At 71.6% G+C, this 20709-nt stretch carries 19 protein-coding genes; 4 read left to right on the top strand and 15 right to left on the bottom strand.

Annotation, left to right across the window (positions count from 1 at the left end):
* Nucleotides 1-110: 110 nt before the first annotated feature.
* Nucleotides 111-893, top strand: coding sequence for a 6-phosphogluconolactonase (gene pgl, locus ACZ573_RS21935; RefSeq protein WP_471306669.1), 783 nt, complete (start codon nucleotides 111-113; stop codon nucleotides 891-893).
* Nucleotides 894-950: 57 nt separating this feature from the next.
* Here pgl and pgi read toward each other — a convergent pair whose 3' ends face one another.
* The 13 genes from pgi to ACZ573_RS21870 form a co-directional block, all read right to left on the bottom strand.
* Nucleotides 951-2606 carry a glucose-6-phosphate isomerase gene (gene pgi / locus ACZ573_RS21930; protein WP_471306835.1) on the bottom strand — a complete coding sequence of 552 codons (1656 nt, stop codon included), beginning with the start codon at nucleotides 2604-2606 and terminating at the stop codon, nucleotides 951-953.
* A 150-nt stretch (nucleotides 2607-2756) separates the two neighbouring features.
* Nucleotides 2757-3092, bottom strand: coding sequence for an RNA polymerase-binding protein RbpA (locus ACZ573_RS21925; RefSeq protein ID WP_010352468.1), 336 nt, complete (start codon nucleotides 3090-3092; stop codon nucleotides 2757-2759).
* A 181-nt stretch (nucleotides 3093-3273) separates the two neighbouring features.
* Nucleotides 3274-3504 carry a preprotein translocase subunit SecG gene (gene secG / locus ACZ573_RS21920; RefSeq protein WP_030009080.1) on the bottom strand — a complete coding sequence of 77 codons (231 nt, stop codon included), beginning with the start codon at nucleotides 3502-3504 and terminating at the stop codon, nucleotides 3274-3276.
* Between the two features lie 130 nt (nucleotides 3505-3634).
* Nucleotides 3635-4411: a triose-phosphate isomerase gene (gene tpiA, locus ACZ573_RS21915; RefSeq protein WP_471306667.1), complete on the bottom strand. Its 777-nt coding sequence runs from the start codon at nucleotides 4409-4411 to the stop codon at nucleotides 3635-3637.
* A gap of 6 nt (nucleotides 4412-4417) precedes the next feature.
* Nucleotides 4418-5632 (bottom strand): phosphoglycerate kinase, encoded by a 1215-nt coding sequence (locus ACZ573_RS21910; protein ID WP_471306666.1) that lies wholly within the window; start codon nucleotides 5630-5632, stop codon nucleotides 4418-4420.
* Nucleotides 5633-5763: 131 nt separating this feature from the next.
* Nucleotides 5764-6771, bottom strand: a complete 1008-nt coding sequence (gene gap, locus ACZ573_RS21905; protein WP_030009077.1) for a type I glyceraldehyde-3-phosphate dehydrogenase — start codon at nucleotides 6769-6771, stop codon at nucleotides 5764-5766.
* A gap of 232 nt (nucleotides 6772-7003) precedes the next feature.
* Nucleotides 7004-9976 (bottom strand): M14 family metallopeptidase, encoded by a 2973-nt coding sequence (locus ACZ573_RS21900; protein WP_471306664.1) that lies wholly within the window; start codon nucleotides 9974-9976, stop codon nucleotides 7004-7006.
* Between the two features lie 138 nt (nucleotides 9977-10114).
* Entirely contained in the window at nucleotides 10115-11110 is a 996-nt protein-coding gene (gene whiA / locus ACZ573_RS21895; RefSeq protein ID WP_030009075.1) for a DNA-binding protein WhiA, read from the bottom strand.
* Nucleotides 11101-12165, bottom strand: a complete 1065-nt coding sequence (locus ACZ573_RS21890) for a gluconeogenesis factor YvcK family protein (protein WP_471306662.1) — start codon at nucleotides 12163-12165, stop codon at nucleotides 11101-11103. Before ACZ573_RS21890 ends, whiA begins: the two co-directional genes overlap by 10 nt.
* Nucleotides 12162-13109 carry an RNase adapter RapZ gene (gene rapZ, locus ACZ573_RS21885; RefSeq protein ID WP_471306660.1) on the bottom strand — a complete coding sequence of 316 codons (948 nt, stop codon included), beginning with the start codon at nucleotides 13107-13109 and terminating at the stop codon, nucleotides 12162-12164. Before rapZ ends, ACZ573_RS21890 begins: the two co-directional genes overlap by 4 nt.
* The gene (gene uvrC / locus ACZ573_RS21880; RefSeq protein WP_471306659.1) at nucleotides 13106-15115 is read right to left on the bottom strand and encodes an excinuclease ABC subunit UvrC; all 2010 of its coding nucleotides are present in this window, start codon (nucleotides 15113-15115) and stop codon (nucleotides 13106-13108) included. The genes rapZ and uvrC overlap by 4 nt, the downstream gene beginning before the upstream one ends.
* 226 nt (nucleotides 15116-15341) lie before the next feature.
* Nucleotides 15342-16124, bottom strand: a complete 783-nt coding sequence (locus tag ACZ573_RS21875) for a hypothetical protein (RefSeq protein ID WP_471306832.1) — start codon at nucleotides 16122-16124, stop codon at nucleotides 15342-15344.
* 5 nt (nucleotides 16125-16129) lie between these two features.
* Nucleotides 16130-16738: a papain-like cysteine protease family protein gene (locus tag ACZ573_RS21870; protein ID WP_471306657.1), complete on the bottom strand. Its 609-nt coding sequence runs from the start codon at nucleotides 16736-16738 to the stop codon at nucleotides 16130-16132.
* A 230-nt stretch (nucleotides 16739-16968) separates the two neighbouring features.
* Between ACZ573_RS21870 and ACZ573_RS21865 the strand changes: the two genes are divergently transcribed.
* On the top strand, nucleotides 16969-17901 hold the full coding sequence (locus ACZ573_RS21865; RefSeq protein ID WP_471306656.1) for a hypothetical protein: 933 nt from the start codon (nucleotides 16969-16971) through the stop codon (nucleotides 17899-17901).
* Nucleotides 17902-17933: 32 nt separating this feature from the next.
* Here the strand turns inward: ACZ573_RS21865 and ACZ573_RS21860 are convergent, their stop codons facing one another.
* Nucleotides 17934-18365 (bottom strand): Rieske (2Fe-2S) protein, encoded by a 432-nt coding sequence (locus ACZ573_RS21860; RefSeq protein WP_471306654.1) that lies wholly within the window; start codon nucleotides 18363-18365, stop codon nucleotides 17934-17936.
* A 120-nt stretch (nucleotides 18366-18485) separates the two neighbouring features.
* On the opposite strand from ACZ573_RS21860, the gene ACZ573_RS21855 reads away from it, so the two are divergent.
* Nucleotides 18486-19367 carry a carbohydrate kinase family protein gene (locus ACZ573_RS21855; protein ID WP_471306652.1) on the top strand — a complete coding sequence of 294 codons (882 nt, stop codon included), beginning with the start codon at nucleotides 18486-18488 and terminating at the stop codon, nucleotides 19365-19367.
* On the opposite strand, the gene ACZ573_RS21850 is transcribed toward ACZ573_RS21855, so the two are convergent.
* Entirely contained in the window at nucleotides 19357-19962 is a 606-nt protein-coding gene (locus ACZ573_RS21850) for a TetR/AcrR family transcriptional regulator (RefSeq protein ID WP_471306650.1), read from the bottom strand. The two genes, ACZ573_RS21855 and ACZ573_RS21850, sit on opposite strands and share 11 nt — an antisense overlap.
* Nucleotides 19963-20028: 66 nt before the next feature.
* On the opposite strand from ACZ573_RS21850, the gene ACZ573_RS21845 reads away from it, so the two are divergent.
* Nucleotides 20029-20679: an NAD(P)-dependent oxidoreductase gene (locus tag ACZ573_RS21845; RefSeq protein ID WP_471306830.1), complete on the top strand. Its 651-nt coding sequence runs from the start codon at nucleotides 20029-20031 to the stop codon at nucleotides 20677-20679.
* Nucleotides 20680-20709: the final 30 nt, after the last annotated feature.

The following is a 20709-nucleotide window of genomic DNA, read 5'->3' as shown; positions in this document are numbered from 1 at the left end:
TCCGGGCAGAGCCAGGGAAACGGCGAAAGGGCGGGGCGGGGACCAGCTCCGCGCAGCGGCGCCCGCACCGCATCCCACCCGCACAACCAAGAAGGCGGCAGCACATGGGTATGACGACTCCCCAGGTCGTCGTCCACCGGGACAAGGAACTGATGGCCCAGGCCACCGCGGCCCGGCTCATCACGAAGATCGTGGACGCGCAGACCGCCCGCGGCAGCGCGTCCGTCGTCCTCACCGGCGGACGCAACGGCAACGGCCTGCTCGCGGCACTGGCCGCCGCCCCCGCGCGTGACGCGATCGACTGGTCCCGGCTGGACCTGTGGTGGGGCGACGAGCGGTACGTCCCCGCCGACGACCCCGAGCGCAACCACACCCAGGCCCGCGAGGCCCTCCTGGACGCGGTCCCGGTGGACCCCGCCCGCGTGCACGTGATGCCCGCCTCGGACGGCCCGTACGGGGCCGACGTGGACGCCGCAGCGGCCTCCTACGCGGCCGAGCTGGCGAAGGCGGCCGGTCCGGAGGACCACGGTCCGGTCCCCCGGTTCGACGTGCTGATGCTGGGCGTGGGCCCGGACACGCACGTGGCCTCGCTGTTCCCGGAGCACCCGGCGGCCCGCGAGACCGAGCGCACGGTGGTCGGCGTGCACGGCGCCCCGAAGCCCCCGCCCACCCGGATCTCTCTCACGCTCCCGGCGATCCGGGCGGCCCGTGAGGTCTGGCTGCTGGCCGCCGGTGAGGACAAGGCCGGGGCGGTCTCCCTGGCCCTCGGTGGCGCGGGCGAGGTCCAGGCCCCGGCCGCGGCGGCGTACGGCCGCTCCCGCACCCTGTGGCTCCTGGACCGCGCGGCGGCGGCGAAGCTCCCGGCCGGCATGTACCCGCCAGCCTCTTCCTGACGACGGCCGACGCCGAAGGGCCCGCCTCCCGGGAGGCGGGCCCTTCTCGTACCTGCGTCAGCTACGGCCGCGCAGCGTGCGGTACGTGGCCACCAGCGCCTTCGTCGAGGCGTCCAGCCCCGGCACGTCGGCGCCCTCGCTCAGCGCGGGCTCGACCCGCTTGGCGAGCACCTTGCCGAGTTCGACGCCCCACTGGTCGAAGGAGTCGATGTTCCACACCGCGCCCTGGACGAACACCTTGTGCTCGTAGAGCGCGATCAGCTGGCCCAGCACCGCCGGGGAGAGCTCTCCCGCCAGGATGGTGGTCGTCGGGCGGTTCCCGTGGAAGGTCTTGTGCGGGACCAGCGACTCCGGGGCGCCCTCGGCACGCACCTCGTCCGCCGTCTTGCCGAAGGCCAGCGCCTGGGTCTGCGCGAAGAAGTTCGCCATCAGCAGGTCGTGCTGGGCCGCCGGGGCCGCCTCCAGCTCCGCCACCGGCCGGGCGAAGCCGATGAAGTCCGCGGGGATCATCCGGGTGCCCTGGTGGATCAGCTGGTAGTAGGCGTGCTGCCCGTTGGTGCCGGGCGTGCCCCAGACCACCGGGCCCGTCTGCCACTCCACCGGATTGCCGTCGCGGTCCACGGACTTGCCGTTGGACTCCATGTCGAGCTGCTGCAAGTACGCCGTGAAGCGCGAGAGGTAGTGGCTGTACGGCAGCACCGCGTGCGACTGGGCGTCGAAGAAGGCGCCGTACCAGATCCCCAACAGGCCCATCAGCAGCGGGGCGTTCTCGTGCGCGGGCGCCGTGCGGAAGTGCTCGTCCATGGCGTGGAAGCCGCCGAGCATCTCCCGGAAGGCGGCCGGGCCGATCGCGATCATCAGCGAGAGGCCGATGGCGGAGTCGAAGGAGTAGCGTCCGCCGACCCAGTCCCAGAACTCGAACATATTGGCCGGATCGATGCCGAAGTCGGTGACCTTCTCGGCGTTGGTCGACAGCGCCACGAAGTGCCGGGCCACGGCGGCCTGGTCCCCGCCGACCCCGGCGAGCAGCCAGCTGCGCGCCGAGGTGGCGTTGGTGATGGTCTCGATGGTGGTGAAGGTCTTGGAGGCGATGATGAACAGCGTCTCGGCCGGGTCCAGGTCCCGCACGGCCTCGTGCAGGTCCGCGCCGTCGACGTTGGAGACGAAGCGCACCGTCAGATCGCGTTCGGCGAAGGCGCGCAGGGCCTCGTACGCCATGGCCGGGCCGAGGTCGGAGCCGCCGATTCCGATGTTGACGACGTTCTTGATGCGCTTGCCCGTGAAGCCGGTCCACGCTCCCGACCTGATCCGGTCGGAGAAGTCGGCCATCTTGTCGAGGACGGCGTGCACGCCCGGAACGACGTCCTCGCCGTCCACTTCGACGACCGTGCCCGCCGGTGCGCGCAGGGCGGTGTGCAGCACCGCCCGGTCCTCGGTCGTGTTGATCTTCTCGCCGCGGAACATCGCCTCGCGCAGCTCTGCCACACCGGTGGCCTCGGCCAGCTCGCGGAGCAGTGCGAGCGTCTCGTCGGTGACGAGGTGCTTCGAGTAGTCGATGTGCAGGTCTCCGACCTGCAGGGTGTAGCCGGAGCCGCGGCCGGGATTCTCCTCGAACAGCTCGCGCAGATGCGTCTGGCCGAACTCCTCCCGGTGCTTGCCGAGTGCCAGCCACTCCGGCGTCCGGTTCAGCTTCGTACGCGTGCCTGCGTTCATCTCGGACATCAACCCACTTCTTCCGTCCTGTCGTGCCCCGCCGTCCTCCAACTTAAGGGATCACAAGCGGCAGAACGCACACAAAGAGGCCCGGCCCCACAGGAGAAGTTCCTGTGGGGCCGGACCTCACGTCACACTCTTCGGGCCGTCTCAGATCTCGCCGCGGAGCTTGGCGAGCGCCTCGGCCAGGATCGCCTCGCCGTCGGCGTCCGAGCGTCGTTCCCGTACGTACGCCAGGTGCGTCTTGTACGGCTCGGTGCGCGGCGGCGCGGGGGGGTTGTCCCGGTCCTGGCCGGCCGGGAACCCGCAGCGCGGGCAGTCCCAGGTGTCCGGCACCTGCGCGTCGCTGGCGAAGCTCGGCTGCGTCTCGTGCCCGTTCGAGCACCAGAAGGAGATGCGCAGACGGGGCGCGGACTCGCCGCGCTCCGCCTCACCCATCGGCCCCGCTCCGACCCGGCTACCACGGATCGCGTTGCCACTTGCCACGGTCGTAACTCCCTGCGTGATGGTGCCGCGGAAGGTGAGTGGAATTCCGCCGCGGAGCGCCCAAGTCTACGTAAGGCCCAACGCACGTCCAGTGAGCGGAGTTACTGATTCCACGCGATGAACGCCGGCCCTCATGATAGGCCGGACGGTGCCGACCGGACTGCCGGAATGGCCAGAACGGTCAGCTGCTCGACTTCGTCAGCAGGCCGAGCGCGACGATGCACGCGAACCACAGCAGACCGACGACCACGGTGATGCGGTCCAGGTTGCGCTCCGCGACGGAGGAACCGCCGACCGACGACTGCATACCGCCGCCGAACATGTCGGAGAGGCCGCCGCCCTTGCCCTTGTGCATCAGCACGAGCAGCATCAGCAGGGCGCTGAAGACGATCAGGGCGATCGAGAACCCCATAATCACGGCTGATTCCTACTTTCTGGCTTTTTCGGGCTTTCCGGCTTTGCGAGATGTGCACGGGGGCCAGGGGCTGATGCATCAGCCTCTGGCCCCCGCAAGGGTACGACGGATCCGCCCTACCGCATACTCACTGGTCGCGGAAGCGGACGATCTTGACGAACTCCTCCGCGTCCAGCGCCGCGCCGCCGATCAGGGCGCCGTCGACGTCGGGCTGGGCCATGATCGCCGCGATGTTTCCGGACTTCACGGAGCCGCCGTACTGGATGCGGACCTTGTCGGCCAGCTCCTGCGAGTACAGCTCGGCGAGGCGGCCGCGGATCGCCCCGCAGACCTCCTGGGCGTCGTCGGGGGTGGCGACCTCGCCGGTCCCGATGGCCCAGACGGGCTCGTAGGCGATCACGATGGACTCGACCTGGTCGGCCGGGACCCCTTCGAGGCCGCCGTCGAGCTGGCTCAGCGTGTAGGCGACCTGCCGGCCGGCCTTGCGGATGTCCAGGCCCTCGCCGACGCACAGGATCGGGGTGAGCCCGTGCCGGTAGGCGGCCTTGACCTTGGCGTTGCAGAGCTCGTCGGTCTCGCCGTGGTACTGGCGGCGCTCGCTGTGGCCGACGGCCACGTACGTGCACTTCAGCTTCGACAGCATCGGGCCGGAGATCTCACCGGTGTAGGCACCGGAGTCGTGCGCGGAGATGTCCTGGGCGCCGTACTTGATCTTCAGCTTGTCGCCGTCGACCAGGGTCTGGACCGAGCGCAGGTCGACGAAGGGCGGCAGGACCGCGACCTCGACGGCGTCGTAGTCCTTGTCGGTGAGGGCGAAGGCGAGCTTCTGGACGTGGGCGATGGCCTCGAGGTGGTTGAGGTTCATCTTCCAGTTGCCCGCCATGAGCGGGGTGCGCGTGGTCATACGGGTTCAGCCCTCCAGGGCGGCGAGGCCGGGGAGCGTCTTGCCCTCGAGGTATTCGAGGGAGGCGCCGCCACCGGTCGAGATGTGGCCGAATGCATTTTCGTCGAAGCCCAGGATGCGGACCGCGGCGGCGCTGTCGCCACCGCCGACGACGGTGAAGGCGCTGCTGTCGAGCAGGGCCTGGGCGATGGCCGAGGTGCCCCCGGCGTAGTCGGGGTGCTCGAAGACGCCCACCGGGCCGTTCCAGAAGACGGTCTTGGCATCGGCGATCTTCGACGCGTACAGCTCACGCGTCTTCGGGCCGATGTCCAGGCCCTCCTTGTCGGCGGGGATCTTGTCCGCGTCGACGGTCTCGAAGGTGGCCGGGGTCTTGCCCTTGAGGTCCGGGAACTCCCCGGAGACCAGCACGTCGACCGGGAGGACCAGCTCGACCCCGGTGTCCTCGGCGCGCTTCATGTACTCCTTGACGACCTCCACCTGGTCCTTCTGGAGCAGGGAGATGCCGACCTCGTAGCCCTTGGCGTAGAGGAAGGTGTAGGCCATGCCGCCGCCGATGAGGATGCGGTCGGCCTTGCCGAGCAGCTCGTCGATGACGGCGAGCTTGTCGGAGACCTTGGCGCCGCCGAGGACCACCACGTAGGGGCGCTCGACCTCGGCGGTCAGCTTCTTCAGGACGCCGACCTCGGTGGCGATGAGGTAGCCGGCGGCGTGCGGGAGGCGGGCCGGGAGGTCGAAGACCGAGGCGTGCTTGCGGTGCACGGCGCCGAAGCCGTCGCCGACGTAGACGTCGGCGAGCTCCGCGAGCTGGTCCGCGAAGGCGCCGCGCTCGGCGTCGTCCTTCGAGGTCTCACCGGCGTTGAAGCGCAGGTTCTCGATCACGGCGACCTGGCCGTCGGTCAGGGCCGCGACGGTCTCCTTGGCGGAGGAGCCGACGGTGTCGGTGGCGAACGCGACGTTCGCGCCGAGCAGTTCGCCCAGGCGCGCGGCGGCCGGGGCGAGCGAGAACGCCGGCTCGACGCCGGCGCCCTTGGGGCGGCCCAGGTGCGAGGCCACGATGACGCGGGCGCCGGCTTCGGCGAGCTTCGCGATCGTGGGCTGGACGGCGCGGATGCGGCCGTCGTCGGTGATGGTGCCCTCGGCCAGCGGGACGTTCAGGTCCGCGCGGACGAAGACCCGCTTGCCCTTGACGCCTTCGGCGAGCAGTTCATCGATCGTCTTCATGTATTTCTACTCCTTTGAGCCTTCACTCGAAGGGCGAGGAAGGATAACGAGGCAAGCAACAGGGCCCGTGCGGCGCTTCGTCGCGCTGCTCGGACCCTGTGCTTCACATCGTGGTGCCTTGCCCTACGTTTTTAGAGCTGACCGCCGACGAAGACGGTGAGGTCGACGAGACGGTTGGAGTAGCCCCACTCGTTGTCGTACCAGCCGACGACCTTGACCTGCGTACCGTCCTGAACCATGGTCAGGGAGGAGTCGAAGGTGCAGGACGCGGGCCAGTTCACGATGTCGGAAGAGACGATCGCGTCCTCGGTGTAGTCGAGGATGCCCTTGAGCTGCCCCTCCGAAGCCTTCTGGAAGGCCGCGTTGATCTCTTCCACCGTGGTCTCGCGGGAGAGCTCCAGCACCAGGTCGGTCACCGAGCCGGTCGGAACCGGGACGCGCATGGCGATGCCGTCGAGCTTGCCCTTGAGCTGCGGGAGGACCAGCGCGGTGGCCTTGGCGGCACCGGTGGAGGTCGGGATGATGTTCTCGGCGGCGGCGCGGGCGCGACGCAGGTCCGAGTGCGGGAAGTCCAGGATGCGCTGGTCGTTCGTGTACGCGTGGACCGTCGTCATCATGCCCTTGACGATGCCGAAGTTCTCGTCGAGGACCTTGGCCATCGGCGCCACGCAGTTGGTGGTGCAGGAGGCGTTGGAGATGACGTGGTGGTTGGCCGCGTCGTACTTGTCGTGGTTGACGCCCATCACGATGGTGATGTCCTCGTCCTTGGCCGGAGCCGAGATGAGGACCTTCTTCGCGCCCGCGGCGATGTGCTTGGCGGCGTCGGCCTTCTTCGTGAAGATGCCGGTCGACTCGATGACGATGTCGGCGCCCAGCTCGCCCCAGGGGAGGTTGGCGGGGTCACGCTCGGCGAAGGTCTTGAAGGTCTGGCCGCCGACGGTGATGCTGTCGTCGGTGTGGGAGACCTCGGCCTTGAGGCGGCCCAGGATGGTGTCGTACTTGAGCAGATGCACCAGGGTGGCGTTGTCAGTCAGGTCGTTGACACCGACGATCTCGATGTCCGCTCCCTGCTCCAGGAGCGCCCGGAAATAGTTGCGGCCAATTCGGCCAAAACCGTTGATGCCTACGCGGATCGTCACGAACCGATCTCCTCGTTGGTGCGCCGGTAAGAGCGCCGGCGAGCTGTATGGGATGTCCCCGACCGCTTACGACCCTACCTCTCCGTGAGCTTTTGGGTGACATCGGTCGGGGCCTGACACTCCCCCTACTTCCCGGGGGTACTCCCGCGAGGGTCCCGTTCCGGACGCTCCGGAACGGGACCCCCGGACTTCGGCCCTCGTCACTCAGGGTGAGTGACGAGCGGGCCTCCGATCAGCGGTGCAGTGTGCGCAATGCCTTACCGACGAGTAGGGCACGGTCCGCCGCGGCGGGCATGTGCTCCAGGCCGAAGCCCAGCAACACCGTGTCACGCGTGGTGACCGCAGCGTAGGACTTGAACAGTTCCCCGGACCGGGCCCAGTCACCGGGAACTTCGGGACTTCCGGCCGGTGCGGCCTGCGCCGTCCAGGCCCCGAGGGACGTCTCGAATCCCTCTGCGGGCTGGTCCGCGCCCTTGACGGAGAGGCGTGCCTCGTCCGCGAAGACGCCGCGGCCGCCCGAGCCCGGGTCCGTGATGGAGGAGAGCGAGAGCTCAACGCTCTTGCCGGCGTAGGCGCTCAGGTCGAAGGAGACCTGCTTCCAGCCGCCGGAGGAGCCGGTGAAGCTGTTCCACTTGCCGCTGGTGCCCTGCGGGGTGCAGCCGCCGGCGTCGAGCGTGAGGTAGCGGCGCAGGAACGGGTGTCCGTTGACGAAGAACCCGGCCGCGCACTCCTCCGGGACGGTGGAGCTGCTCAGGCCGCCCGTGTCCGGCAGGGTGGTCCAGTCGTCGCCGCCCGCGGTCCGGGCCTCCAGCGCGGCGTGGTCGTAGCCCTCCTCGACGTTCCAGTTGAGCGCCAGCTTCAGCTGCGGCTGGTCCGCTGCGGTGACCCCGGTGAGGTCGATCGTGCGGACGAGGCGCTTCCAGTCGTCGTCGGCGTGCTGGGCCGCGGCCATGCCGGTGCCGGCGTAAGGGGCGTACGGGTTCACGACCCCGGTGAAGGCTCCCGCCTGGGCGCTCTTGAACTGCGGGAACTGCGCGGGCGCCAGGGTCTCGGAGGTCACGGTGTACCCGCCGGGGGCGTTCAGCGGGTTGCCCGCGGCGTCCCCGACGTTGCCCCGCGCGCCGTTCAGGGCGCCGGCGCCGGCGAAGCCGGTGGCTCCGGGGGTGCTCGTACGGCTGTACGCGCCGAGCCAGTACTGGCTGAAGTCGTTGGTCACGGCTCGGCCGACCTGGGCGTTGCCGCCCGCCAGCTCACCGGCCTCGATCAGCTTGCCGCCCTCGTTCAGGAAGTCGCGCACCGCCAGCTGGGTGTCGCCGCCGGGGGTCTTGGCCCCCGTGTAGTGGACGGCCGTACCGAAGTGGGAGAGGACGCCGAGGTGGTGCGGGGCGCCCTGGACGGCGACGTCCCAGACGGCCGCGGACTTGCCGTTGGCGCGCAGGGCGTCGACGTAGGTCTGGGCGTGCTGGGCCTTGGCCCCCTCTTCCGCGATCACCAGGACGTCCGCGCGCGGCCGCTCGGCCACCGTGTACGTGAAGTGCTCGCTGGAGACCTGCTTGCCGGAGCGGTCGCGGCCGGTGAACCAGACCTCGACCTTGTCGCCGGGCTTCGCGCCGTCGACCTCGGCGCGGTACTCGTCGAACCAGTTGTTGTCGTCGCCGCCGTAGACCTCGCCGCCCTTCCAGGGCTCGAGGTCCTCGTCGTGCGTGCGGCCGCCGTTGATCCGGAAGTTGAGTTCCTTGCCCTTCAGCGCCTTGCGGGCCGTGACGGAGACCGTCTGGTCCTCGCCGCGGGCGGCGTAGGAAGTGGCGAAGGCGTCCACGGTGAAGTCGGCGGCGCTCAGGCCCAGCGAGGACTTCGGCCGGTCCGGGGTCGCGGCACTCTCGCCGACGGAGAGGGCGAAGGGGATGTTCTTGGCGAACTCCGCCTGGATGAGCTTCTCGTCGTCCGGGAAGTTGAAGCCGGAGGCGCAGTCCTCGGGCTTCCACCGGTCGTTGGGATCGCTCGCCGAGGCGGTCTGGCAGGTGGTCATCTCCGGCGTGAACATCATGATGCCGTTGACGTTGGAGGCGTGGCCGTCGGCCTCGCCGTTGGTGGTGTAGAGCTCGGAGGAGACCTGCGGGTAGTAGCCCGGGACGGCGGGGTTCTCCGGGGTGCCGGCGAGCGCCTTGTAGGCGACGTCGTCGGGGGTGGGGGTGGCGACCTGCCAGCCCACGCCGTAGAGGAGCAGCTCGGCGGCGGAGTGGTAGTTGATGGCGTACTCGAAGCCGATGCGCTTCTCGAAGCGGTCGAGGGCGACGGTTTCGGGCTCGGAGGAGGCGCTCGGACCGCGGTAGGTCTCGTTCGACTGGGTCGGCGAGGAGCCCTCGTTGTCGTAACCCCACTTGAAGGCGAAGTTCCGGTTGAGGTCGACGCCGTCGCCGGGGCCGGTCTTCCCGTCGCCGTTGTTGTCGCGCAGGTTCTTGCGCCACAGCCGCTGGCCGTCGGCCGCGTGCGTGTAGTCGTACCCGTCCGGGTTGGCGGAGAGCAGGAACCACAGCTCGCTGGAGTCCACCAGCTTGGTGATCCTGGGGTCCTTGCCGTAGTTGTCGACGGTGTGGTGCATCAGCCGCCGGGTCATCTCGGGGGTGATCCACTCACGGGCGTGCTGGTTGGACATGTAGAGGACCGACGGCTTGTCGCCGTCCTTGGTCTTCCTGGCGTTCTTGCTGACCTTCAGGGCGAGGATGTCCTTGCCCTGGACGGTCTTGCCGATGGAGACGACCTTGGTGAGCCCCGGGTTCTCCTGCGCGGTCCGCAGGATCTCCTCCTGGAGGCCGCCCTTGCCGCTGTACGGGCGGAACACCCCGTCCCCGGCGGCCTTGGCACGGGCGAGGCCCTGGGCGGGGACCTTGCGCTCGGCCAGCTTGACGCCCTGGGCCGCGAGTTCCGCGGCCTGGCCGCCGCTGAGGAAGAGCTCGACCCGGGCGGTTCCGGTCTCCGGGGCCCGCTCGGTGAGCTCGTGCGCGTCCTGCCCCGCGGCGAGGACGAGCGGGACCTGTTCCCGGGTGATGTCGGCGTCGTAGACCCGTACCTCGTCGGCGCCGGATGCGGCGCCGGATGCGGCGCCGGGTCCCGGCTGGGCCTGTGCCGCGGCGGGCAGCACGGCGAGTGTGGTTCCGAAGACGAGTGCGCTTGCGGCGAGGATCGATCTCGCGCGGTGACTCATGTGCCCCCCTGGGCGTCGTCTGCCACGAAAGCGTTCGGACGCCAGACTCAAGACCGGCCCATGCTCATGTCAATGGGGCGTGCGGCAAAGGGGCCCGCACGAGTGATCGCGCGAGCCCCTTCAGCCGAAAGAGACGGCCTAACCGGCCATGTTGTCGGCCATCTCCTCGCTGAGGTCGAGATTCGACTCCGTGCCCGGGATGCCGAGGTCCTGGGCCCGCTTGTCGGCCATCGCCAGCAGGCGGCGGATCCGGCCGGCGACCGCGTCCTTGGTCAGCGGCGGGTCGGCGAGCGCGCCCAGCTCCTCCAGGGAGGCCTGCTTGTGCTCCATGCGCAGCCGGCCGGCCGCGGCCAGGTGCTCGGGGACCTCCTCGCCGAGGATCTCCAGCGCGCGCTGCACGCGGGCTCCGGCGGCCACCGCGGCCCGCGCGGAGCGGCGCAGGTTGGCGTCGTCGAAGTTGGCCAGGCGGTTGGCGGTGGCGCGGACCTCGCGCCGCATCCGCCGCTCCTCCCAGGCCAGCACCGACTCGTGCGCGCCGAGCCGGGTCAGCAGTGCGCCGATCGCGTCGCCGTCGCGGACCACGACCCGGTCCACTCCGCGCACCTCGCGCGCCTTGGCGGCGATGGACAGCCTGCGGGCGGCGCCCACCAGGGCCAGGGCGGCCTCCGGGCCGGGGCAGGTGACCTCCAGGGAGGAGGACCGGCCCGGCTCGGTGAGCGAGCCGTGGGCCAGGAAGGCGCCGCGCCAGGCCGCCTCGGCGTCGCAGGTGGCCCCGGAGACCACCTGCGGGGGAAGACCCCGGATGGGGCGGCCGCGGCCGTCCACGAGGCCCGTCTGGCGCGCCAGCTGGTCACCGCCGGCCACGACGCGGACCACGTAGCGGCTGCCGCGGCGCAGTCCGCCCGGGGCCATCACCACCAGGTCCGAGGAATGGCCGAAGATCTCCAGGATGTCCTTGCGCAGGCGTCTGGCGGCGATCCCGGTGTCCAGCTCCGCCTCGATGACGATGCGGCCGCTCACCAGGTGCAGGCCGCCCGCGAACCGAAGGATCGCCGAGACCTCCGCCTTCCTGCAGCAGGTCCGGGTGACGGGCAGGCGGGAGATCTCATCCTTCACCGCAGGCGTCATCGCCATGGGCCGATCCTTCCATGCATCCGAAAAATACGGTCGTACGCGGCGGCCAGCAGCTCCGGGTCGTGCTTCGGAGAACCGTCCTGCCTGGCCACGGGCGCCAGCTCGACCGCTGCACCGAACCGTTTCGCGGCATCGGCAAGGGACTCGCGGTCGGGCACGGCGGCCTCGTCGGCCAGCACCACGTCCAGGGCGAGTTTAGGGGCGTGTCGGGCCAAAACCTCCAAATGACGCTGCGGAGAGAAGCCCTCTGTTTCGCCGGGCTGCGGCGCGAGGTTCAGCGAGAGGACCCGCCGGGCCTTCGTCTCCATCAGCGCGTCCAGCAGTTCCGGCACCAGCAGGTGCGGAATGACCGAGGAGAACCAGGACCCCGGACCGAGCACCACCCAGTCGGCGTCCAGGACCGCCGCGACGGCCTCCGGCACGGCCGGCGGGTCGCTCGGCACCACCTGTACGGAGAGCACCTCGCCCGGGGTCAGCGCCACCGTGGCCTGCCCGCGGACGGTGTCCACCTCCTCGGGGCGGGCCGGGTCGTGCCCCCTGACCAGGGCCTGCAGTTCCAGCGGTACCGCCGACATGGGCAGCACCCGGCCCTGCGCCCCGAGCAGCTTCCCGACCAGGTCGAGGGCCTGGACGGGGTCGCCGAGCTGTTCCCACAGGGCGACGATCAGCAGGTTGCCGACGGCGTGCCCGTGCAGATCGCCCTCGGACTGGAAGCGGTGCTGGATGACCCGGGCCCAGGTCTGGCCCCAGTCGTCGTCGCCGCACAGCGCGGCCAGCGCCTTGCGCAGGTCGCCGGGCGGGAGCACACCGAGCTCCTCCCGGAGCCGGCCGCTGGAACCGCCGTCGTCGGCGACGGTGACCACGGCGGTGAGGTCACCGGTGATGCGGCGCAGGGCGGCGAGGGAGGCCGACAGGCCCTGGCCGCCGCCGAGCGCCACCACCTTGGGCGTGGCGCCGCGCCGGCGGCCGGAGCGGCCGGCGCGGCCCGCGCCTTCCTCGCCCCGGCCCGGGGTGAGGCGGCGCAGGCGGCTCAGCCGCGGGGTCCGTGCGGTCACTCGCGCCCCATGTCCCGGTGGACTACGACGGTCTCGACTCCCTCGGAGGCGAGGCGGGCGGCGAGCTTCTCGGACATGGCCACGCTGCGGTGCTTGCCGCCCGTGCAGCCGACCGCGATGGTCACGTACCGCTTGCCCTCGCGGCGGTAGCCGGTGGCGATGAGCTGGAGCAGCTCGGTGTAGCGGTCGAGGAACTCCTTGGCGCCGGGCTGGCTGAAGACGTACCCCGACACCTCCTCGTTGAGCCCGGTGAAGGGGCGCAGCTCCGGGACCCAGTGCGGGTTGGGGATGAAGCGGCAGTCGACGACGAGGTCGGCGTCGACGGGGAGGCCGTACTTGTAGCCGAAGGACATGACGGTGGCCCGCAGCTCGGGCTCCTCGTCCCCGGCGAACTGGGCGTCCATCTTCGCGCGCAGCTCGTGCACGTTCAGGCTGGAGGTGTCGATCACCAGGTCGGCGTCGCCGCGCAGCTCGCGCAGCAGGTCTCGCTCGGCGGCGATGCCGTCGGTGATGCGCCCGTCGCCCTGGAGCGGGTGCGGGCGGCGGACCGACTCGAAGCGGCGGACCAGCGCGTCGTCGGAGGACTCCAGGAAGACGATGCGGCGGGTGACGCCCTTGCTGTCGAGGTCGGCGAGGGACTCACGCAGGGCGTCGAAGAACTGGCGGCCGCGGACGTCGACGACGACGGCGATGCGGGCCACGTTCCCCTGGGAGCGGGCGCCGAGCTCGACCATGGTCGGGATCAGGGCCGGCGGGAGGTTGTCGACGACGAACCAGCCGAGGTCCTCCAGACACTTCGCCGCCGTACTGCGGCCGGCCCCGGACATACCGGAGATGATCACCAGCTCGGGGATGGCCGCCTCGGCGGTCTCGCCGGGCTCCACTGTCGTGCCCGTACTCACCTGTGCTCCGTCTCGGTCGTTCGCGGTCTCGTGCTCGGTCATTGCTCGGTCCCCCGTTCGGACGATGCTCCCGCGGGCGCGGGGGTCTCATCCTCAATGATCTCTCCTGTGGCCGTGTTGACGGCAGGACCAGCGGGAACCGCCTGGGCGAGGGCCGCGGCCACGGTCTCGGCCGTCTTACGGCCTATGCCCGGGACCTCGCAGATCTGGTCGATTGTCGCCTGTCTCAGCTTCTTCACCGAACCGAAGTACTTGATCAAGGCCTGCTTGCGGCTCTCGCCGAGGCCGGACACCTCGTCCAGCGGGCCGGATTTCAGGCGCTTGCCGCGCTTGCTGCGCTGGTACTGGATCGCGAACCGGTGGGCTTCGTCACGGACCCGCTGGAGCAGGTAGAGGCCCTCGCTGGTGCGCGGCAGCACGACGGGGTCGTCCTCGCCGGGCAGCCAGACCTCCTCCAGCCGCTTGGCCAGACCGCACACGGCGACGTCGTCGATCCCGAGCTCCTCCAGGGCCCGCTTGGCGGCGGCGACCTGCGGCTGCCCGCCGTCGACCACGACGAGCTGGGGCGGGTAGGCGAACCGCTTGGGGCGCCCGTCGTCCTCGGGCACCGCGCCCTCGCCCTCCTCCGCCTCCCACTCGCCGGTCTTCAGCTTCTCCTGGAGGTAGCGGCGGAAGCGCCGCGAGACCACCTCGTGCATGGAGCGGACGTCGTCCTGCCCCAGATGCGATTTGATCTGGAAGCGCCGGTACTCGCTCTTGCGGGCCAGCCCGTCCTCGAAGACGACCATCGACGCGACGACGTCGTCACCCTGCAGGTGGGAGATGTCGAAGCACTCGATGCGCAGCGGGGCGCTGTCGAGGTCCAGCGCCTCGGCGATCTCCTCCAGGGCCCGGGAGCGGGTGGTGAGGTCGCTGGCGCGCTTGGTCTTGTGCAGGGCGAGGGACTGCAGCGCGTTGCGGTGGACGGTCTCCATCAGGGCCTTCTTGTCGCCGCGCTGCGGTATCCGCAGGCTGACCTGGGACCCCCGGCGCTCGGCGAGCCACTGGTTCAGCGTCGGCGTGTCCTCGGGGAGAGCCGGGACCAGCACCTCCTTGGGCACTGCCTCGCCCTTCTCCTCGCCGTACAGCTGCTGGAGGGCGTGCTCGACGAGCCCGGCCGTGTCGACGGCCTCGACCTTGTCGGTGACCCAGCCGCGCTGGCCGCGGACCCGGCCGCCGCGGACGTGGAAGATCTGCACCGCGGCTTCGAGCTCGTCCTCGGCCACGGCGATCAGGTCGGCGTCGGTGGCGTCGGCGAGCACCACGGCGTTCTTCTCCATCGCCCGGCGCAGCGCCCCGATGTCGTCGCGCAGCCGGGCGGCCTTCTCGTACTCCATCTCCTCGGCCGCCGCGTGCATCTCCTTCTCCAGCCGGGAGAGGTAGGTGCCGGTGCGGCCGGCCATGAAGTCGCAGAAGTCCTCGGCCAGTTCGCGGTGCTCCTCGGGCGTGACCTTGCCGACGCAGGGGGCGGAGCACTTGCCGATGTAGCCGAGGAGGCAGGGCCGGCCGATCTGGGCGGAGCGCTTGAACACGCCCGCGGAGCAGGTCCGGACCGGGAACACCCGGAGCATCAGGTCGACGGTCTCGCGGATGGCCCAGGCGTGCCCGTACGGACCGAAGTAGCGCACGCCCTTCTTCTTGGGCCCGCGCATGACCTGGACCCGCGGGTACTCCTCATTGAGGGTGACGGCGAGGGAGGGGTAGCTCTTGTCGTCCCGGTACTTGACGTTGAACCGGGGGTCGAACTCCTTGATCCACGAGTACTCCAGCTGGAGCGCCTCGACCTCGGTGGACACCACGGTCCACTCGACGGAGGCGGCCGTGGTCACCATGGTGGCGGTACGGGGGTGCAGGCCGGCGATGTCCTGGAAGTAGCTGCCCAGGCGCTGGCGCAGGCTCTTGGCCTTCCCGACGTAGATCACCCGGCGGTGCTCGTCGCGGAACTTGTAGACCCCCGGGGAGTCCGGGATCTGTCCCGGCTCGGGGCGGTAACTGGAAGGGTCGGCCATGCCAACCACCCTACTTGCGCGGACCGACAACAGACCGTACGCCTCCGGCGCGGTTGGCGGATCCGGGCGGGCCGCACATCCGGCCCCGCCGGCGTTCGAGGCGCGGGGTCCGGGGGCGGAGCCCTGATCTCTCAGCCCCGCCGGCGTTCGAGGCGCGGCCACGGTGCCGCAGCCGGACACGCAGGGCCCGGCCCCATCGGCGGAGCCGGGCCCTGCGGGCACGGGGTTACGCCACGGCGCGCCGGCGGCGCAGGAGCAGCACCCCGGTACCGCCCAGCGCGAGCGCCCCGGCACCGGACGCCATCACCGCAACCGGGGGCCCGGCGGCCGCAGCGGCTTCGGCGTAGCCGCCGGCCGCGCCGCGCCCGGCGTACGGGGAGCCCGGGAGCTTGTCCCCGTACGCCTTGACGACCCGCGCCCGGTAGGCGGCCAGGCTCGTCCCCCCGGTACCCACGGCCCGCACCGCGTCCTCGTCCAGCGGCAGCACCCTGCTGCCCCCGGCCACGTACCAGGCGTCGATCTGCGGCTCCCGGAACACCGTCCCACCGGGCAGCTTCTCCGCACCCAGCCGGGCGTAGCGGAACTCGTCGTCGCCGGTGGCGATGTTCACGACCTCCCAGCCGGCCTCCGTCCGCGCCGTCCACAGCGCGGCCTGCTGCCCGTCGGCGGAGACGGCCTTGCTGGCCAGGAATTCCAGGCGGGCGACGGGTGCGCCCGCTCTGCCCGCGACGAACTCCGGGGAGAGGTGGTTGACCGGTATCGCCTCGCCCTCGATCCGGGGCTGCGCGGCCGTGAGGGAGACCTTGCCCTCCCGGGCGAAGAAGCGGGAGAGGGTGGCCAGGGTGTCGGGGGCGGTGGCCGCCTGCGCGGCGGCGGCCTTGTTCTCGGCGGTGGCGGCCTGGGGCTGCGGCAGCGGGCCCCCGGGTGCCGCGGCGGCGGACGGGGCGAGGCCGAGGAGGGCGGTGGCGGCGAGGACCGCGGCTGCGGCGGTGGTGGCGCGCAGGGTCATGGCGGTCACGCCCCGATCCGGTAGAGGGAGTGGGTCCAGGAGAAGGTGCTGTTGTTCACGTACCAGGAGTGCGAGGCCCAGTTGTAGCGGTCGCTGGAGGGCCAGGGGTCGCCCCAGTAGACCCAGTTGTTCGCGGTGTCGTAGCCGTACACGACGTGCATGTGGCCGCCGCCGTTCGACCACTGGATGCGGGTCTCGACGGGCCGGCCGGCGTTGACCTCGGTCTGGACGGTGGAGTACTGGAGCCAGCCGCTGACGTACGAACCGGGGTTGATGCCGGCCCAGCGCAGGCCGGTCTGGACGTTGCCCAGGGTGGCCTGGTTGTTGGGGCATTCGCTGCCCTGCTGGCGGTCGAAGGCGGCGTTGCAGAACTGGTTCTGGCTGTAGTTCCGGCCGAACCAGGTGGCGATGGTGTTGCCGCCGGCGGCCCAGCACCAGTTGGTCTTGGCCTGGGCCTGCATGGTGATGTTCAGGCGCTTGGCGGCGAAGGCGGAGTCGGTGCCGGCCTCGGCAGCGGCGGCGGTGCCGGCGCCGAGGGGCAGGGTGAACAGCAGGGCGGTGAGCACGGCGGTGAGACAGGCGGCTGGGGAGTGCCGCCGGTTTCGGTTGCGCATCGCGTTCCTCCCGATGTGGGGTGTGGGGGGGTGGAGGAGCGCGTCCGGACGCTGTTCAGGAGCATCAGGGAGTTGTCGCGATCAGGTCAACACGCTTCAATACGCGGTGACACTGCTGTGTGAACGGTGGGGCTGCGGTGTGAACGGTTGCTGCCGTGTCACCTGGTCCCCCGGAGCCTCCGCCGCGATCCCCCGCGCCGGCCCGTGTGAACGTTCACGAAGGAGTCGCCATGCGACCGACCGAGGACACGGCAGAACTCGGCCAGTTGCTGCACGGCGGCCCCTTCCACCTCGCCCTGCGTGCCGCCCTCGCCGCGCGTGGACTGCCCCTGCACCGGGTGCAGCACCGGCTCGCGGCACAGGGCATCAAGCTCGGTGTCACCAGCCTCAGTTACTGGCAGCAGGGCGCGCGGCGGCCGCGTCACCCGGAGTCGCTGCGGGCGGTCAGCGCCCTGGAGCGGATCCTGGAACTGCCCGACGGCGTCCTCCTGCGCCTGCTGGCCGCCGAGGATCCGGGCCCCGGGGCCGCGCGCCCGCCCACCCGCTCGTACCGGGCCCTGTTCAGCCTGGGCGGGACGGTGGAGCGGCTGCTGGACGGGATGGACCTCCCGCCGGACGGCGGGCTGCACTCGGTCGGCCACCACGAGCGGGTCCGCATCGGACCGGCGGGTGAGCTGCGGGTCCGCGAGTCGCAGCAGATCGTCCGGGCGCACCGCGACGGCGTGGACCGCTACCTGGCCGTCCACCACGGCGACCCCGGCTGCGACGTGTCCCGGATGCGCGTGACGGCGTACGAGAACTGCCGCACGGGCCGGGTGCGGTGCCACCCGGAGTCCGGGGTGGTGGTCGCCGAGCTGCTCTTCGATGCGCGGCTGCGGCGAGGGGACACCCACGTCTTCGGCTACGGGATCGAGGACGGCACCGGAGCCCGCAGCGGCGAGTACGTACGCGGGTTCAGCTACGCCGGCGGCCAGTACATGCTCCAGGTCAGCTTCGACGAGGCGGCCCTGCCGGTGCGCTGCCGGCGCTTCGCCCGGGGCGGGCCCGAGGCCCCGCGCACCGGCCTCGTGGACCTGACGCCCAGCGGCCGGCACCGGGCGGTCCACCTGGTGGAGCAGTCGGTGCGGCGCGGGATCCTCGGGATCGCGTGGGACTGGGACTGAGGTCCGGGCGCGGATGCGGAAAGGGGTGCGGGTCAGCCCGCGACGAGCTTGCCGTTCTCGGCCCGGACCGGGACGGCGGGCAGCGGTGCGGAGGCCGGACCGCGCAGGACGTTGCCGGTCTTCACGTCGAAGCGGCTGCCGTGGCAGGGGCAGTTCCCCTCACCCTCGACGATCTTGTCCAGGACGCAGCCGGCGTGCGTGCACTGCGCGCTGAAGGCCTTGTACTGGCCCTCCGCCGGGCAGCTGACGATCAGCTTGTTCTCCCGGTACAGCTTCGCGCCGCCCACCGGGACATCGGCCGCGGCGCCCAGGTCCACCGGCGCGGCGGGGGTGGCGGGGGTGTTGCCTCCGCTGTCGCTCTCGGTGGAGCAGGCCGCGAGGGTCGCTCCGGCGCCCGCGGCCCCGGCGAGCGCGGCGGCGCCCTTGAGGACGGTACGGCGGGCGGGCGACTGCGGCGCGGGCATGCGGTTCTCCTGGGGTACGGGCACGTGGGGAAGGGGTGCGGGGCGGGGCGCGGGCCGGAACCCGGCCGGGGCACCGGCCCACCCGACGATACCTCCGTCCCATGAGGTAGCTTCCCCCGCGTGATCGTCGTCGGCGGAGAAGCCCTCATCGACCTGGTGCCCGTGACGCGGCCGCCCGGGGCGCTGCTGCCCCGGCCGGGCGGCGGACCGTACAACACCGCGCTGGCGCTCGGCCGGCTCGGCGCCGAGGTGGCCTTCTGTTCCCGGGTCTCCTCGGACGGTTTCGGCGAGAGCCTGCTGGCCGGGCTGCGGGCCGCCGGGGTGGACCTGTCGCTGGTCCAGCGCGGACCGGAGCCGACCACGCTCGCCGTGCCCTCGCTGGCCCCGGACGGCTCGGCCTCGTACGGCTTCTACGTCGAGGGCACGGCGGACCGGCTGTTCACGCTGCCGCCCGCCCTCCCGGACGGGGTACGGGCCCTCGCGCTCGGCACCTGCTCGCTGGTCCTGGAACCGGGCGCGAGCGCGTACGAGGCCCTGCTGCGCCGGGAGTCCCGGCGCGGGGTGCTGACCCTGCTGGACCCCAACATCCGGCCGGCGCTGATCGCGGACCCGGCGGCGTACCGCGCACGCTTCCTGGAACGGCTGCTGCCGCACACGAGCGTCCTCAAGCTGTCGGAGGAGGACGCGGCCTGGCTGGGCGGCCGGGTCGGGGACTGGCTGGCGGCCGGACCGTCGGCGGTGGTGCTGACCCGGGGCGCGGCGGGCCTGACGGCCTGGACCCGGGAGGGCGGGGAGTACACGGCGGCGGCCCGTCCGGTGGCGGTGGTGGACACGATCGGCGCGGGCGACACCGTCAACGCCGCCCTGCTGCACCGGCTCGCCCTCGCGCCGGGCGACCCGGTGGACTGGCCGCAGGTCCTGGCCCACGCCGCCCACGCGGCGGCGCTGACCTGCACGCGGGCGGGCGCGGAGCCGCCGTACGCGGCGGAGCTCAGCGAATAGCGGCCCAGACGGTGCGGGCCACGGCCGGGGCGAACTCCTCGACGGGCTGGACCACGTGGGCCCCGGAGAAGTGCAGGAAGAAGGCCCGCTGGAAGCAGGCTCCGAGCAGCAGGGCCGCGGCGGCCCGCGGATCGGCGTCGGGCCGCAGCCGGCCGGCGTCGAGCTCGCGCCGCAGCCGGCCGGCCAGCGCGTCCAGCACCACGTGCGGTCCGGCCCCGATCTCCTGGACGCCCTCGCGGTGGCGGGTGAGCAGCGCGGGGTCGGCGAAGAGCGAGCCGGCCATCGGTATGGCGTCGGCGTAGAAGAGCGAGGCGTGCCGGGCGATCTCGCCGAGGGTCTCCTCGACTCCCCGGTCCCCCGGACCGGCCTGCAGGACGGCCATGAGCGGGCCGGCGTTGGGAGTGCGTTCCAGCAGCACGCGCACGAACAGCTCTTCCTTGTTCGCGAAGTACTTGTAGAGCGCGGCCTCCGAGCACCCGGCCTCCCTGGCGATGGCCTTCGTGGTGGCGCTCGCCAGCCCGACGGTGCGCATCAGCTTCTCGGCGGCGTCCAGCAGCCGCTCGGGGGTGGGGCGGCTTGACTTCGAGGTGAGCATTCACTCACCCTAGCGGAACCAGGGGTGAGTAAATACTCACCCACCTCTTGTCGCGGGGGTATGACGATGAAGATCACGGTGTTCGGGGCCACGGGCGGCGTCGGCCGCGAGGTCGTCCGGCAGGCACTCGACGCGGGACACGAGGTCACCGCGGTCGTGCGGGACCCGTCGCGGCTCCCCGTTCCCGCCCATGAGCGGCTCCACGTGGCCACGGTGACCGATGTGACCGACGTCGAGGCGGTGCTGCCCGTGGTGAGCGGGCGGGACGCGGTGGTCTCGGCGCTGGGCGCGGCGAACAACAAGCAGGCGAAGGCGAAGCCCGTCGCGGGCCCGGCCTTGAGCGCGATCACCTCGGCCATGGACCGGGCGGGGGTGCGGCCCCTGTCGGCCGTGAGCGCCGCACCCGTCGGCCCGCTGCCGGAGGACGCGGGGATCTTCACCCGCGCCGTGGTCTTCCCGCTGCTGCGCCGACTGCTGCGGGACGTCTACGCGGACCTCGCGGACATGGAGGCGGCGATGGCCGCGAGCGGGACGCGGTGGACGGTCGTCAGGCCGCCGATGCTGCAGAACAAGCCCCGCACCGGCACCTACCGGCGCGCGATCGACGCCAACGTGCCCGGCGGCCGGGTCATCCCGCGCGCGGACGTCGCGGACGCCCTCCTGGCCACCCTGACGGACCCGGCCTGCGCGGGCCACGCGGTCGGCGTCGCCTCCTGAGGGGAGCGCACGAGGGGAGGGCCCGGCCAT

This window comes from Streptomyces sp. NPDC040545 (genome assembly GCF_055595065.1).
Note: the sequence above shows the minus strand (reverse complement) of the source record. Positions and strands in the feature narration are given on the sequence as shown.

Coding starts and splice junctions, on each gene's coding strand:
- pgl (WP_471306669.1), top strand. CDS start 111: ATGACGACTCCCCAGGTCGTCGTCCACCGGGACAAGGAACTGATGGCC.
- pgi (WP_471306835.1), bottom strand. CDS start 2,606: ATGAACGCAGGCACGCGTACGAAGCTGAACCGGACGCCGGAGTGGCTG.
- secG (WP_030009080.1), bottom strand. CDS start 3,504: ATGGGGTTCTCGATCGCCCTGATCGTCTTCAGCGCCCTGCTGATGCTG.
- tpiA (WP_471306667.1), bottom strand. CDS start 4,411: ATGACCACGCGCACCCCGCTCATGGCGGGCAACTGGAAGATGAACCTC.
- ACZ573_RS21910 (WP_471306666.1), bottom strand. CDS start 5,632: ATGAAGACGATCGATGAACTGCTCGCCGAAGGCGTCAAGGGCAAGCGG.
- ACZ573_RS21900 (WP_471306664.1), bottom strand. CDS start 9,976: ATGAGTCACCGCGCGAGATCGATCCTCGCCGCAAGCGCACTCGTCTTC.
- whiA (WP_030009075.1), bottom strand. CDS start 11,110: ATGGCGATGACGCCTGCGGTGAAGGATGAGATCTCCCGCCTGCCCGTC.
- rapZ (WP_471306660.1), bottom strand. CDS start 13,109: ATGACCGAGCACGAGACCGCGAACGACCGAGACGGAGCACAGGTGAGT.
- uvrC (WP_471306659.1), bottom strand. CDS start 15,115: ATGGCCGACCCTTCCAGTTACCGCCCCGAGCCGGGACAGATCCCGGAC.
- ACZ573_RS21875 (WP_471306832.1), bottom strand. CDS start 16,124: ATGACCCTGCGCGCCACCACCGCCGCAGCCGCGGTCCTCGCCGCCACC.
- ACZ573_RS21870 (WP_471306657.1), bottom strand. CDS start 16,738: ATGCGCAACCGAAACCGGCGGCACTCCCCAGCCGCCTGTCTCACCGCC.
- ACZ573_RS21865 (WP_471306656.1), top strand. CDS start 16,969: ATGCGACCGACCGAGGACACGGCAGAACTCGGCCAGTTGCTGCACGGC.
- ACZ573_RS21860 (WP_471306654.1), bottom strand. CDS start 18,365: ATGCCCGCGCCGCAGTCGCCCGCCCGCCGTACCGTCCTCAAGGGCGCC.
- ACZ573_RS21850 (WP_471306650.1), bottom strand. CDS start 19,962: ATGCTCACCTCGAAGTCAAGCCGCCCCACCCCCGAGCGGCTGCTGGAC.
- ACZ573_RS21845 (WP_471306830.1), top strand. CDS start 20,029: ATGAAGATCACGGTGTTCGGGGCCACGGGCGGCGTCGGCCGCGAGGTC.